Here is a 13,634-nt window from a genome sequence, read left to right as displayed (position 1 = left end):
CTCCACTACCATGACACAGGCTCCGGGTTCTGCGCCCGCCGCACCGCGTGCCGTCCGGCGTCCTCCTGCCGCTTGGCGCGCACCGCGCGCACGAGGAGCGTCAGGGCCAGGGCGAGCGCGATGGACAGCGCCATCCCCAACACCCCCAACCAGAAGGTGCCGTCCAGGGTGCCATCCGTGGCACGGATAAAGGCGTAGCGCGCGTACGACATCGGGTGCACGCCGTGGAGGATCCGCAGCGCGGAGGGGGTCAGCTCCAGCGGCCACACCCCGCCGAAGGAGAAGGCCCCATAGCCCAGGAAGCCCAGGGCGAAGATGCCACCCACGAGGCGCCCGAACAGGACGCGCAAAAATTGATACACCGCCGCACCGCACATGGACATCAGCGCAAAGACCGCCAGGATGGCTCCCCACCGAGCCGGGTGCCAGCCCACTGCGGTGGAAACGCCCGCCAGGGCCAGGAGAATCGCCATGTTCACCGCGGACACCAGGGCAAAGGCCTTGACCGCGGGGAGCGCCGGGCGCTGGCGCATGCGTCCCAGGATCTCCGGCAGGAGGATGGAGGCGAGCGCCATGAACAAGAATCCAAACACCAGTACCAGGATGATGGACACCCCGCCCGAAAGCGTCTGGCTGGTGGGATCGTGCAGGTCCACCTGGGTTTGCACGGCGTGGTTATTGGTGGAGTCGTACAGGATCGGCGCGGCGATCTGCTTCGCGGACAGCGGCACGGCGTTGATTCGGGGCGCCTGCTTGGCCCCCTCGCTGAGCCCCGAGGAGAGTTGCCCGGCGCCGTCCTTGAGCTGCCGGGTGCCGTCGTTGAGCTGCAGCGTTCCGTCGTAGAGCTGCCCCATGCCGTCGTCCACCCGCAGGATGCCGTCCTGCAGCTGACGCTGTCCGTCATCCAGCTGCTCCAGGCCCTCGTGGAGCCGCCCCTGGCCATCGCTCAGCTGTGTCAGGCCCTCGTGCAGCTGACGCTGGCCGTCGCCCAGCTGTAGCAGGCCGCTCATGTACGGGGAGGAGGGGTCCGTGAGGTTGGAGCGGACCTCGGCGGTGCCGTCCTTGAGCTTGCGCAGCTGCGCGGCCATGTTCTCCGGGTTGCCGTTGTGAAACTGCCCCAGGGCTCCCGCAATCTGGTCCGCCTGGGCCCCAAGCCCCACCGACCGCATGGTGTCGAGCACCGGCTGCACGGTGGTCACCGCATGTTGAATCTGCTCCATGAGGGGGATCAAGGTGCCGGTGAGCTGCCCCACGCCGTCGTCGATCTGCACCATGCCGTCGCCCAGTTGCCGGGTGCCGTCCAGGAGCTTCCCTTGGCCGTCCACCAGCTGGCGCGAGCCGTCGAGCGCCTGCGCCTGGCCGTCCACCAGCTGACGGGAACCATCAAGGGCCTGCGCCTGGCCGTCCACCAGCCGCCCCGAGCCCTCGCGCAGCTGCCGGGTGCCGTCCTTGAGCTGGCCCGCGCCGTCCACCCCCTGGGTGGTGCCATCGTGGAGCAAGGTGGCGCCGTCGTCGAGCTGCCGGGCACCGTCGGCGGCCTCCCCGAGTCCCTTGCCCAGCTGGTTCATGCCCCCAAGGATCTGCTTGGCGTAGCCCTCCTGAATGCCCTGGGCCACACCCTTTTGAATCTCGGAGACCAGACCGTTGGTGAGCAGCGGGGCGTTGGTGCCGTTGTAGTCGTTGTAGGAGATCTCTATGACGGGCTGCCGGGGCTTATCGTCGATGACCGTCACCACGTCCTGCGAGAAGGTCTCCGGGATCTCCACGGTAAACAGGTACGTGCCCTTGGCTAGTCCCTCGTCCGCCTCGGAGGCGCTGACCTCCACGAAGTTCAGGTAGTCGGTATCCAGCAGCCCGTCTACCACCTGTTGACCGAACTTCTCCTGCTTTCCCGCCTGCAGGGCGCCCTTGTCGTTGTTGACCACGGCAAGCTGGACGTCGCGCAGGTAATGGCGGGGGTCCCACATGGACCACATGTAGGCCACGGCCACGATGAGCGGCATGACCAGCAACATGACGATGAGCGCCCGGGCGAGCGCCCCGCGCGGACGCCAGTCGAGCACCCGGGCCAGCCGGGAGGGCTTCCTCATGGTCGGATCTCCTTTCATTGTTCCCCTCTTCCTGCCCGCTAGGGCCTCGGTACGAGGTAATAACCGGCCCCCGGGGCCACCTCGCACTCCACAGGGCAGGCAAAGTATTTGTCCCCGTCCGCGTAGGCGTTGATGCCAGGCATCTCCACGCGCACCTTGCGCGCGCGGTACTGCCGGGTCTCCTCCAGATCCTCGAAGTCCCCGGAGAAGATCTTGCCCACGTTCCGCATAGCCTTCCCACGGCTCATCTTGGCGGCCACCGTGATGTCAAAGAGGCCGTCGTAGTGATCCGCGTCCGGGCACACGTGCATCCCACCGCCGTAGGTCCTGGTGTTGCCGATGGCGCACAGGGTGACGTCGCCCTCAATCGGCTCGGCGTCGTCCAGCGTGATCCGGGCGGGCAACGAGTGGAAATTAAGGAACTCGATGAGAATGGCCAGCACGTAGCGCGGCTGGCCCGAGGGCCACGGAATGCGGTTGGTGCGATCCGTGACCAGCGAGTCAAACCCCGCGCAAGCGATGGTGCCAAAGTAGCGTTGCCTGCCGTCATCGGTGCGCATGATGCCGAGGTCGGTGCGGGTGGTAAAGCCCTCCACGATCACCTTGGCCGCGCGGCGCGGATCCAGCGGGATCCGGTACTCGCGGGCGTGATCGTTGCCCGTTCCAGCGGGAATGATGCCCAACGGGGTGTCCGTGCCCGCCTGCTCCTGGAGCGCCAGGCCGATGAGCCCGTCGCCGCCGCAGGCCACCAGGGCGTCGATGGAATCGTCCCGGATCATCTCGCGCGCCAGCTCCCGCGAGGCGTCCGGGGAGGAACCGGAAAGGCGCACCACGTCCACGCCGTACCCATAGAAGGCCCGGGTGGCCTCCTCCGAGGCGGCCACCGCGCGCCCCTTGCCCGCGGCTGGGTTGGTCAGCAGGGCCACGCGCGAGATCTTCCGCTGACCCAGCTGGTATGTGTTACTCATCGTTCGTTCCTTCACGGCATAAGGGGTGCGCTAGAACAGCTTGTCCGGGTTGAGGATGCCGGCGGGATCGAGGGTCTTTTTCACCGATCCCAGGATCGTGCTCCCCAGTTCTCCCATGTCGGGCTGCACCCACGGGCGATGATCGGTTCCCACGGCGTGGTGGTGGGTGATGGTGGCCCCGTTATCCACCATCGCCCGGCAGGCGGCCTCCTTGGCCTTCCACCACTGGCTGGCGGGATCCTCCCCGCGCTGGCCCGCGATGACGGTGAAGTACAGGGAGCAGCCGCCCTCGTACACGTGGGAGATGTGGCACATGATGATCGCGGAGGTTCCGGACTCCGCCAGGGAACCTCCCACGGCCTCGGTGACAGCCTTCTTGACCCGACCGATGTTGGACCACTCCGTGGCGGTCTCGAAGGTCTCACACACCGCGCCCTGGTCCAGCAGGCCGTCGCGCAGCACCGGCGCGCCGAAGCGCCCGCGCTCCCACTGACGCACCGGCCCCTCCCCGCGTGAAACGCCGCCCAGCGCAAGAAGGAGGCTGCGGGTCTCCTCGTGCCGGGACCGCGCGTGCTCGGCGCTGCCCTCGTACATGGTGAGTAGGAGGCAGCCGGAATCCGCTTCCTCGGAGTCTCCGATCTTATCGGTGGAGGACAGGTTGATGCTGGACTCGATCTCGTCGGAAAGGCGCAGCACGGTGGGCCCGGTGCCTGTCTGCGCCACGCGGCGCATGGCCTCCGCGCCCTTGGCGAAGGAGGGAAAGCTGAAGGCCTCGTATCGCTTGACCTCCGGGATGGGGTGCACGCGCAGGCGTACCCGGGTAATCACGCCGAGGGTGCCCTCGGAACCGAGGAACAGCTGCCGCAGGTCTGGCCCCGCGGCCGAGGCCGGGGCCCGGTACCCCACGCGGGTGATGCCCACCGGGGTCACCACGGTCAGCTCCCGCACCATCTCGTCAAAACGCCCGTAGCCCGCGGAGTTCTGTCCGGAGGAACGGGTGGCGGCATAACCGCCGATGGAAGCATAGGGGAAGGACTGCGGGAAGTGGCCGATCTGCAACCCGTGCTCGGCCAGCTTAAGCTCCGCGTGCGGCCCGGAAAGCCCGGCCCCCAGCGTGGCCTCCATGGAGACGGTGTCCACGTCCTCCAGGGCGTCAAAACGCGCCAGGTCCAGGCTGATCACCGCCCGCAGCGCCCCCGCCCGGGGAGCCACGCCCCCCACCACGCTCGTGCCCCCGCCGAAGGGGACCACGGCCACGCGCTGCTCGGTGCACCAGCGCAGGACCCGCTCGACCTCCTCCTCGGTGCCGGGCGCCACCACGGCATCCGGGGCGTCAATCACCCGCCCGGAGCGCCAATCCAAGAGGTCGGGATAGGACTTGCCGCGGGCGCGGCGCAAGCGCTGCTCATGCTCGGTGCTCACGTAGCTCTGCCCCACGATCCGCTCCAGCGCCGCACGATCCTGGTCGGAAAGGCGCACCTCGCTCAGGCGTACGTCGGTGGCCGGGATCCGGTTGACGGCGGCCGCCTCGGCCCCGAGCACCGTGGACACGAGCTTGCGCACGCTGCCGGAGAGCGGCTTGGCCTCCTCCGGGGTGCCCCACAGGTTGTGGGACATGGGGGGAAGCGGAACACCGGAAGGGAACGTCTCAGTAGCCATGGCCACATCATTACACTTTTACAGTTTTTGTAAAAGTGTAAAAAATGGATCGGCGCGGCACCACCCTGCCCACACACCCAGAAAGCCCTGGTAGCCCGACATCGCCCCGCACCCCGCCAAGAGCCAGAATGACCCCATTCAGGGGTACCCGGGAAACGCCCGCCCGCCGCACGGCACCGGGGCGTGACGGAGCTTCCACCAACCGGAAAAGCCGACCCACGCCCTGCGCCCCGCGCGAGGCAGGCGCGCACCTCAAGGCCCCGCACCCCCGACTCTCACGGCATGCCGAGGCGCGCAGCCCCTTCACCCCGTGCACCGGCACCCCCCAAAAAAGCGGGCCGCGCACACAAGAAAACCGGCGGCAAACCACCCAAGGGAGAGCCTGCCACCGGCCTCATAAAGGGCAATCACTACCCTCAAAAAAAATGGAGCCGCCTGCGAGAATCGAACTCGCGACCTATTCATTACGAGTGAATCGCTCTACCGACTGAGCTAAGGCGGCACGAGCGATCACTCTACTACACCCCATACGCCTGCCGCAAACGGCCCACGAGGCCGTCGGTGGCGATGCTGAACTGCACGTTTTCCGAGATATGCCGCCGGCACACCGCGATGGCGTCCAGGCACTGCACCAGTCCCCGCTCCCCCACGCCCCGGGCCAGCTCCCCGGCGAGCCCGGAGAAGTCCGGGTGCACCGGCTCCACCGTGGCGCCCACCGCGAGCAGCAGCGCGTCCCGGTACAGCCCGGCAAGGTCCACCAGCGCGAGGTCGAGGAGGTCCCGGCGGCGCCTCGTGGTGCGCATGCGCTGCGCCTTTTCCAGCTCCTTGACCATGCCCGCCACCCCGCGCGCGGCCTTCTGGGCGCCTTTTCCGCGCCCCCCGGCCCCCAGGGAGCGCTCCAGGCGCTCGCGCTCGGCGGCGTCCTCCTCCGCGAAGGCCTCGGTGGCCTCCTTCTCCATCGCCTTGACCAGGGCGTACATGGCCTGAAACGCCTGGTCGCCGTGGCGGATCAGCTCCGCAAGGTTGAGCACGGCGGCGCGGCGCTGCTGCATGCTGGGGGTGGTCACCAGGCGGCGGGCGCGGCCTATGTGCCGCATGGAGGCCTGCGCGGCCAGGCGGGCGTCGTGCTCCGTGGCCCCCTCCTCCTCGACGAGGAGCCGGGTGATCTCCGCCACCGAGGGCGAGGGCACGTAGACGTGGCGGCACCGGGAGCGCAGCGTGGTGGAAAAGTCCTGCGGGTCGGTGGAGGGCGCGCAGAAGACGATGACGGTGCGCGAGGGCGGCTCCTCCACGGTCTTGAGGAGGGCGTCGGCCGCCGAGGCGGAGAGGCGGTCCGCGTCCTCGATGATGACCACCCGCCAGGGGGAGACGGTGGGCAGGCGGTGCGCCCCGGCGATGATCGTCTCGCGCACGTAGTCCACCCCGATGGACAGCGCCTGGGGCACCACGCGCACCACGTCCGTGTGCGCCCCCTCCAGCACCGCGCGGCACTCCCGGCACCGCCCGCAGCCGGGCTCCTCGCCCGTGCATTCTAAGGCGGCGGCAAAGGCCAGGGCCGCCTGGGAGCGGCCCGAACCCGGGGCCCCGGTAAACACCCAGGAGTGCGTCATGGCGGAGGAACTCGGCGCCTCCCCCGCGTCCCCGACAACACCCCCGACGCCGCCCCCCGCGTCCCCGGCGACCGCCTCGCCGGACGCGGCGTCGCGGCGCGCCTCGCGGGCGGCCCGGGCGGCGCCCAATACCGCGTCGCGCACGCTGGGGGTATCGGCGAGGCGCTCGGCCACGCTTCGGGGGGAAGTGCTCACCGCACCCAGCGTAGCGAATGGATAGAGTATCTAGCATGAACCGATTGCTAAGGGCCATCACATGGCTGTGGGGCACCTCGTGGCCCCTGTATGCCGCCCTGGTGCTCGGATCGAACCTCGTGGGCGCGGCGGCCATCATGTTCTTCATCCGCTTTCTCATCCCGCTGCCGGAGCTGAATCACTTCGACTCCACGGACACGCACCTTCCCCTCATCGGCATCAGCTACGTGGGGCTGGCCACGGTGGTGGGCATGGTGGCCACCTTCGTGCTCTTCCGCCCGGTGCTGGACTGGCAGCGCGCCCCGGATTCCCACGACCCCAACATGGTGCGCAACCTGGTGCTACGCCTGCCCATCTACCAGGCGGTGGTGTGCGCGATCGTGTGGCTGCTCGGAGTGCTCATCGCCGTGGCGCTCGCCGCCTCCGTCAGCGGGCGCATGGCCTGGGTCATCGCGGTGGCCTGCGCGCTGGCGGGCTCGGTGGTCATCATCATCACCTACCTGGCTGCCGAGCGCATGGTCCGCCCGGTGGCGGCGTCGGCGCTGGCCCGCCGCTTCGAGGACTCCACCCTGGAGCCCCCCATCAAGTCCCGCCTGCGCACCACCTGGGTGCTCACCACCGGGGTTCCCGCCCTCGGGGTGCTGCTGCTCATCTGGGGCCAGGGCGCGGGCTTTTTCACCGAGGACGCCGCCGACATCGTCCCCGCGATCCTGTGGCTCATCGTGGGCGCCCTCGTCACCGGCTTCGTGGGCACCACCTTCTCCATCATGAGCGTGGTGGACCCCATCCAGGAGCTGCAGGAGGCCATCAACCGGGTGCGCCGTGGGGACTCCAACGCCCAGGTGGACATCTACGATGGCTCCGAGATCGGGGTGCTGCAGGCCGGGTTCAACGAGATGATGCGCGGGCTCAAGGAGCGGCAGCGCGTGCGCGACATCTTCGGCCGCTACGTGGGCACCGAGGTCGCCCGCCGCGCGCTCGAGGAGCGCCCCACCCTCGGCGGCGAGGACCGCAAGGTGGCCGTGCTCTTCATCGACGTCATCGGCTCCACCACCTTTGCCGTGCACCACGAGCCAGAGGAGGTGGTGGCGGAGCTGAACCGCTTCTTCGAGCGCGTGGTCAAGGTGGTGCACCGCAACAAGGGCATCATCAACAAGTTCCAGGGCGACGCCGCCCTGGCGGTCTTTGGCGCGCCGCTGCCGCTTGCCGACGCCAACTCGCTCGCCCTGAGCGCCGCCCGCGAGCTGCGCGAGGAGCTGCGCGACATGGAGCTGCAGGCGGGGATCGGCGTGGCCGCCGGGCACGTGGTGGCCGGGCACATCGGCGGCCACGACCGCTTCGAGTACACCGTGATCGGGGACGCGGTCAACCAGGCGGCGCGCCTGACCGAGCTGGCCAAGGACACCCCCGGGCGGGTGCTCACCAACTCCGCCACCCTGCGCGGCGCCAACGAGGCCGAGCAGGCCCGCTGGACGCTGATGAAGTCCGTGGAGCTACGGGGCCGCCGGGAGATGACTCAGCTCGCTCGCCCCATCCGGGAGACCCTGGCGGACAGGTCCTAGCGTGGACACCCCCATCGGGCCGCTCACCCTCCTCGCCTCCCCGCGCGGCCTGAGCCGCGTGCTCTTTGGCCCCGGCCCCTCCACCGAATCCCCCTTCGTGGATCAGGCCCGCCGCGAGATCGAAGAATACTTCGCCGGGCGGCGCAGGGAGTTCACCGTGCCGCTGGACTGGTTCGGGGCCACGGGGTTCCGGGGCCGGGTCCAGCGCCGCCTGCTCACCCTCGGCTACGGGGAGACCACCAGCTACGGCGCCCTCGCGGCGGCGCTGGGCTCCCCCGGTGCGTCCCGCGCGGTGGGCAGCGGGTGCCGCACCAATCCCCTGCCCCTCGTGGTCCCCTGCCATCGGGTGCTGCGCGCCGACGGCTCCCTGGGCGGCTACGCGGGCGGGCTGGCCGCCAAGCGGTTCCTGCTCGACCTCGAGGGTGCCGCATACACGGTGTGACGGACATACCACGGGGTTACGCTCTGCTCATTGTCAGGTGGGAGTAATCTACCTCTCAGCATTTTTATTCCTCGAGCAGGCAGGCAACTATGCGCGAACTTACTTTCAGGGCGGTGATCCTCGGCGGAATCATCACCTTGGTATTCACCGCCGCCAACGTCTATCTGGGCCTCAAGGTGGGGCTTACCTTTGCCACCTCCATCCCGGCGGCCGTGATCTCCATGGCGGTGCTGCGCCGGTTTGCGCAGCACACGGTGGTGGAGAACAACATCGTCCAGACCATCGCCTCGGCGGCGGGCACCCTGTCCGCCATCATCTTCGTGCTCCCCGGCCTGGTCATGGTGGGCTGGTGGCAGGGCTTCCCCTACTGGACCACCCTGCTGGTGTGCATGATCGGCGGCGTCCTCGGCGTCATGTACTCCATCCCGCTGCGCCGCGCGCTGGTCACCGGCTCCGACCTCCCCTTCCCCGAGGGCGTGGCCGCCGCCGAGGTGCTGCGAGTGGGCGACGAAAGCCGCTCGGCGGACGAGAACCGCCGGGGCCTGCACGTGATCCTCGCGGGCGCCCTCTCCTCCGCCTTCTTTGCCCTCCTCGGTGCGCTCAAGGCCGCCACGGCGGAGATCTCCACGGCGCTGCGCGTGGGCACCGGCGGCACCATGGTCGGCGCCAGCCTCTCCCTGGCTCTCATCGGCGTGGGGCACCTGGTAGGCCTGACCGTGGGCGTGGCCATGCTCATCGGCGTGCTCATCTCCAACGGCGTGCTGCTCCCGATCTTCTCGCGCGGCAGCGTCCCCGCCAGCGGGGACGTCTCCGAGGCCGTGGCCACCGTGTTCAGCAGCGAGGTGCGCTTTGTGGGCGCCGGGGCCATGGCCGTGGCCGCGCTGTGGACGCTGCTGAAGATCATCGGCCCCATCACCCGGGGAATACGGGACTCCCTGCTGTCCTCCCGCGCCCGCAAGAACGGTCAGCAGGTGGAACTCGTGGAGCGCGACCTCCCCTTCCCCCTCGTGCTCGCCACCATCGGCGCCTCCATGATCCCCATCGGGCTGCTGCTGTGGAGCTTCCTTAGCGGCACCCCCATCAGCCACCACACCGGCCTGCTCATCACCCTGAGCGTGCTGTTTACCCTCGTCTCCGGGCTGCTCATCGCCGCCGTGTGCGGATACATGGCCGGGCTCATCGGGGCGTCGAACAGCCCCATCTCCTCCATGGGCATCATCACCGTGCTCTGCGCCGCCCTCCTCATCAAGGTGGCCACCGGCTCGGAATCCAGCGTGAACCCCACCGCCCTGGTGGCCTACACGCTGTTTACTGCGGCCGTGGTGTTCGGCATCGCCACCATCTCCAACGACAACCTCCAGGACCTCAAGACCGGCCAGCTCGTGGGCGCCACCCCCTGGAAGCAGCAGGTGGCCCTCATCATCGGCGTGGTCTTTGGCTCCCTCGTGATCCCGCCGATCCTGCAGCTCATGCTCCAGGCCTTCGGGTTCCAGGGCATGGAGGGCGCCGGGCCGGACGCCTTGGCCGCGCCCCAGGCCGCCCTGATGTCCTCCGTGGCGCAGGGCATCTTCGGGGACTCCCTGGACTGGGGCAAGGTGGGCCTCGGCGCGCTCATCGCCGTGGGCCTCATCGCCATCGACGAAACCCTGGGCCGCACCACCGCCAAGCGCCTCGCGCTGCCGCCGCTCGCCGTGGGCATGGGCATGTACCTGCCGCTGGGGCTTACCCTCATGATCGTCCTCGGCAGCGTGATCGGCGCCCTCTACAACCGACGCGCCGCGCGCAGCGCCAACCCGGAAAAGCTCACGCGCCTGGGCACCCTCATGGCCACCGGCCTCATCGTGGGCGAAAGCCTCTTCGGGGTGCTGCACGCCGGCATCATCGCCGCCACGGGCAAGGCCTCGCCCCTGGGCATCTTCCCCGACTCCTACCAGCCCGCCGCCGAGTGGGTCGGCATCGCCGCCTTTGTGGTCCTGGTGGCCGGGCTGTACCGCTGGGTCTCGGCCAAGAACTAGCGCATACCCTTTTACCGGATGCGGGCGCCCTCGTGGAGGGCGCCCTTTTCTGCGCGTGGGGCCACCGCGTGGGTCCCTGCGGGGCGCGCCGCGAGGGGTGAAAAGCGGCACACGGGGCGCGGGCCGCTGCGTGGTATCCCCCCGGCGTGCCCTCCTGCGCCGCTTCACGGCTCCCCACTCCCGAGGCTTCACTCCCGACGCCCCGCTCTCGACGCCCCGCCGGGGCCTCGGGGAACGCCACCGTGATCGGGACTTCTCCGCCGCTCGGATACTTCCATGCGCCCCGGGGGGCTGACCTTCCGCATGCACGGACTCCCCAGTAGGCCACGCACGGGCCGGGGCTGATCTTCTTGCTGCTCTCCCGGGACCGAGGCATGGGGCATGGGGCATAGGGAAAGCCCCTCGCAAGGTCGCACGCGGTGCGTCTTGACGAGGGGCTTCTCGCCCCGCTAGGACCCTACCGGGACCTAGCGAGCCTGTATTCTCCTAGATCCGGGAGGGCATGCCCTCCTCGAACACCAGGGAACCAGACGGGACCGCCTTGATGGAGCGGCGCGGCGTCTTCGGGGCCACCGGCTTGCCCACCTCGGGGGCCTCCTCGGTCACCCGCGTGACGTTATGGTCGCGCTTGGACTCCTGGGTCTCCTGCGACGGGGCCGGCTTCAGCACATCCTGCGCCGTCACCGTCTGCGCCTCATCGTTGATGTCATGGTGAACGGCCACCACCTCACCATCGGCGTTACGCAGCGTCTCAAAGACCACCTGCTCGGAGCAGTCGCCGTCCGTGACGGACACCGGCACGTTGATCTGGCCGTCGGCCACCCTCGCCAGGAAGGTCACCTTGGCCGTCGCGCCCGTGGACTCGCCGGAGGCCTTGCACATCAGCTCGGCGGACAGCTCGTACTTCTTACCCGGAACCAGGTTCGTAAAGCTGACCGTGTCCACCACCGTCGCACCGGCCACCAGGGCGCCCTGATCCTCGATCGCAGCGTCCGTGGTGATCTTCGGCTCCGGAGCGGAGTCCGAGGGCTTACCCGGCTTCGGCTCGTTCGGCTTACCGGGCTCGCCCGGCTTCACCGGCTCCGAGGGGGTGGGCTCCTCCTCGGACGGCTTGGCGGGCTTGCTCGGCTCCTCGGTCGGCTCACCCGGCTTCGGGGTCTTGGCGTGCGCGGGGTCCTCGTTCGACTCCACCGGGGTATCGCCCGGCTCGTCGGGATTACCCGGCTTCGGGGCCACGCCCTTCGCCTTGGCCTGATCCGCGTGCAGCTTGCCGGACTCCGGGGCGGGAATCGTGCCCTTGAAGGTCACCTTCTCCCCCGGGGCAAGGCGCCGGGCCTTGGCCTCGTCCTCGGCGGAGGCGGCCTTCGGCTCGTCCACCTTGACGCCGGACTCGTCGGAATCCAGCAGGCTGTCCTCCACCGTCACGTTGAACACATCCACGGCACCGGCATTGGTCACCACGAAGGTCACCTCAAGCTCCTCGCCAGCCTTGGAGGCCATGACGGCGTCCTCGGCGGTCTGGGCGTCGTTGCCGTTGATGTACTTCTTCAGCTCCAGCTTCGGCTCGTCCGGCTTCGGCGTCTTCGCGTTCGCCGGATCCTCATTGGACGGCACCTTCGGCTCATCGACGCCCGGCTCGTCCGGATTCTCCGGGCTCGGCGGAACACCCTCGGCCTTGGCGACGTCCTTATGCTCCTGACCGCCCTCAGGCAGGGTCAGCTCGCCGGTGAACTCACCGGACTCACCCACCTTCAACCGATCAATCTGCTTCGGCTCAATGTTGACCACATCGCCAACACCCTCAACCGTCTCATCCGACAGCGTCACGTTGAACAGATCCACCTCACCNGNGTTCTTGACCACGAACTTCACCGTGGCCTTCTCACCCGGCTTCAACACCTCAGCCTCATCAGCAGACTGAGCATCGTTATCGTTGATGAACTTCTTCAACTCCAACTTCGGCTCACCCGGCTTCGGCGTCTTGGCATGGCCCTCATCCGGATCCGACGGCACCGGCGGAACATCACCCGGCTCATCCGGGTTCTCCGGACTCGGCGGAACACCCTCGGCCTTAGCGACGTCCTTGTGCTCAACACCGCCCTCGGGAAGGGTCAACTCGCCGGTGAACTCACCGGACTCACCCACCTTCAACCGATCAATCTGCTTCGGCTNNATNTTNACNACATCGCCAACACCCNCNACCGTCTCATCNGACAGCGTCACGTTGAACAGATCNACCTCNCCNGTGTTCTTGACCACGAACTTCACCGTGGCCTTCTCACCCGGCTTCAACACCTCAGCCTCATCAGCAGACTGAGCATCGTTGTCGTTGATGAACTTCTTCAACTCCAACTTCGGCTCACCCGGCTCCGGCTTGGCCTGATACGTCACCGTCTGGGCTTCATCGTTGATGTCCTTGTGATCCGCGATCACGTCACCCGACGGCTCGGAACCATCCGTCAGCTTCTCCGCACGATTCTCCTTCGCCTTGTCCGCCGACGAGGTCAGCGTCTCAAAGGCAACGGCGGAATCACCGTCGGAGAGGGAGCTGGCCGGGAGCGGAATCTCCACCACGACGGAACCGGAGACAGAGCCGTCCTCGTTCCTGGTGAAGTCCTTCAGCTCGGACTCGGAAGCCGTGAAGCTCTTCGACGCCGAGGCACCGGCGATCTCGGAACCATCAGACTTCTTCATCAACTGGGCATCCAGGGTGTACGGGGCGTCCTCAACGAGGTTGCTCACCGTGACCGTGTCATACACAGTCTGAGCCTCATCCGACTCCACCGCAGCGACCTTGCCGTCCTTGTCCACCGAGGCAGAGGTCTCCACCTTGGGTTCGAAGTTCTTCGGGGTCCTGGCGTGCGCGGGGTCCTCATCCGACGGCACCGGGGGAACATCACCAGGCTCGTCCGGATTCTCCGGGCTCGGCGGCACACCCTCGGCCTTAGCGACGTCCTTGTGCTCCTGACCACCCTCAGGCAGGATCAGCTCGCCGGTAAACTCACCGGACTCACCCACCTTCAACCGATCAATCTGCTTCGGCTGGATATTAACAACATCGCCAACACCCGCCACCGTCTCATCAGACAGCGT

General features: G+C 68.2%; 8 protein-coding genes and 1 tRNA gene. 3 read left to right on the top strand and 6 right to left on the bottom strand.

Annotation, left to right across the window (positions count from 1 at the left end):
• Window positions 1-5: 5 nt before the first annotated feature.
• The 5 genes from B140_RS12485 to B140_RS0109745 form a co-directional block, all read right to left on the bottom strand.
• A complete protein-coding gene (locus B140_RS12485; RefSeq protein WP_018119176.1) occupies window positions 6-2,090 on the bottom strand; it encodes a YhgE/Pip domain-containing protein in 2,085 nt (694 codons plus the stop codon).
• 38 nt (window positions 2,091-2,128) lie between these two features.
• A complete protein-coding gene (locus B140_RS0109760; protein ID WP_018119175.1) occupies window positions 2,129-3,058 on the bottom strand; it encodes a diacylglycerol kinase in 930 nt (309 codons plus the stop codon).
• A gap of 30 nt (window positions 3,059-3,088) precedes the next feature.
• The gene (locus tag B140_RS0109755; RefSeq protein ID WP_018119174.1) at window positions 3,089-4,675 is read right to left on the bottom strand and encodes an FAD-binding oxidoreductase; all 1,587 of its coding nucleotides are present in this window, start codon (window positions 4,673-4,675) and stop codon (window positions 3,089-3,091) included.
• Window positions 4,676-5,143: 468 nt separating this feature from the next.
• Window positions 5,144-5,219 (bottom strand) — tRNA-Thr (locus B140_RS0109750).
• 16 nt (window positions 5,220-5,235) lie between these two features.
• Window positions 5,236-6,522 carry a DNA polymerase III subunit delta' gene (locus B140_RS0109745; protein WP_156801743.1) on the bottom strand — a complete coding sequence of 429 codons (1,287 nt, stop codon included), beginning with the start codon at window positions 6,520-6,522 and terminating at the stop codon, window positions 5,236-5,238.
• Between the two features lie 35 nt (window positions 6,523-6,557).
• Between B140_RS0109745 and B140_RS0109740 the strand changes: the two genes are divergently transcribed.
• The 3 genes from B140_RS0109740 (at window position 6,558) to B140_RS12480 (ending at window position 10,541) form a co-directional block, all read left to right on the top strand.
• The gene (locus B140_RS0109740) at window positions 6,558-8,084 is read left to right on the top strand and encodes an adenylate/guanylate cyclase domain-containing protein (RefSeq protein WP_018119172.1); all 1,527 of its coding nucleotides are present in this window, start codon (window positions 6,558-6,560) and stop codon (window positions 8,082-8,084) included.
• A 1-nt stretch (window position 8,085) separates the two neighbouring features.
• Window positions 8,086-8,526 carry a methylated-DNA--[protein]-cysteine S-methyltransferase gene (locus B140_RS0109735; protein WP_018119171.1) on the top strand — a complete coding sequence of 147 codons (441 nt, stop codon included), beginning with the start codon at window positions 8,086-8,088 and terminating at the stop codon, window positions 8,524-8,526.
• A gap of 89 nt (window positions 8,527-8,615) precedes the next feature.
• Window positions 8,616-10,541: an OPT family oligopeptide transporter gene (locus B140_RS12480; RefSeq protein ID WP_051069293.1), complete on the top strand. Its 1,926-nt coding sequence runs from the start codon at window positions 8,616-8,618 to the stop codon at window positions 10,539-10,541.
• A gap of 486 nt (window positions 10,542-11,027) precedes the next feature.
• Here B140_RS12480 and B140_RS14580 read toward each other — a convergent pair whose 3' ends face one another.
• On the bottom strand, window positions 11,028-13,370 hold the full coding sequence (locus tag B140_RS14580; protein ID WP_425304666.1) for a VaFE repeat-containing surface-anchored protein: 2,343 nt from the start codon (window positions 13,368-13,370) through the stop codon (window positions 11,028-11,030).
• Window positions 13,371-13,634: the final 264 nt, after the last annotated feature.

Origin of the sequence: Corynebacterium mastitidis DSM 44356 (genome assembly GCF_000375365.1) — a bacterium.
Taxonomy (GTDB): domain Bacteria; phylum Actinomycetota; class Actinomycetes; order Mycobacteriales; family Mycobacteriaceae; genus Corynebacterium; species Corynebacterium mastitidis.
Note: the sequence above shows the minus strand (reverse complement) of the source record. Positions and strands in the feature narration are given on the sequence as shown.

Excerpts from the sequence above, each read along its gene's own strand:
- B140_RS0109760 (WP_018119175.1), bottom strand. The coding sequence starts at position 3,058 with ATGAGTAACACATACCAGCTGGGTCAGCGGAAGATCTCGCGCGTGGCC.
- B140_RS12485 (WP_018119176.1), bottom strand. The coding sequence starts at position 2,090 with ATGAGGAAGCCCTCCCGGCTGGCCCGGGTGCTCGACTGGCGTCCGCGC.
- B140_RS0109755 (WP_018119174.1), bottom strand. The coding sequence starts at position 4,675 with ATGTCCCACAACCTGTGGGGCACCCCGGAGGAGGCCAAGCCGCTCTCC.
- B140_RS12480 (WP_051069293.1), top strand. The coding sequence starts at position 8,616 with ATGCGCGAACTTACTTTCAGGGCGGTGATCCTCGGCGGAATCATCACC.
- B140_RS0109740 (WP_018119172.1), top strand. The coding sequence starts at position 6,558 with ATGAACCGATTGCTAAGGGCCATCACATGGCTGTGGGGCACCTCGTGG.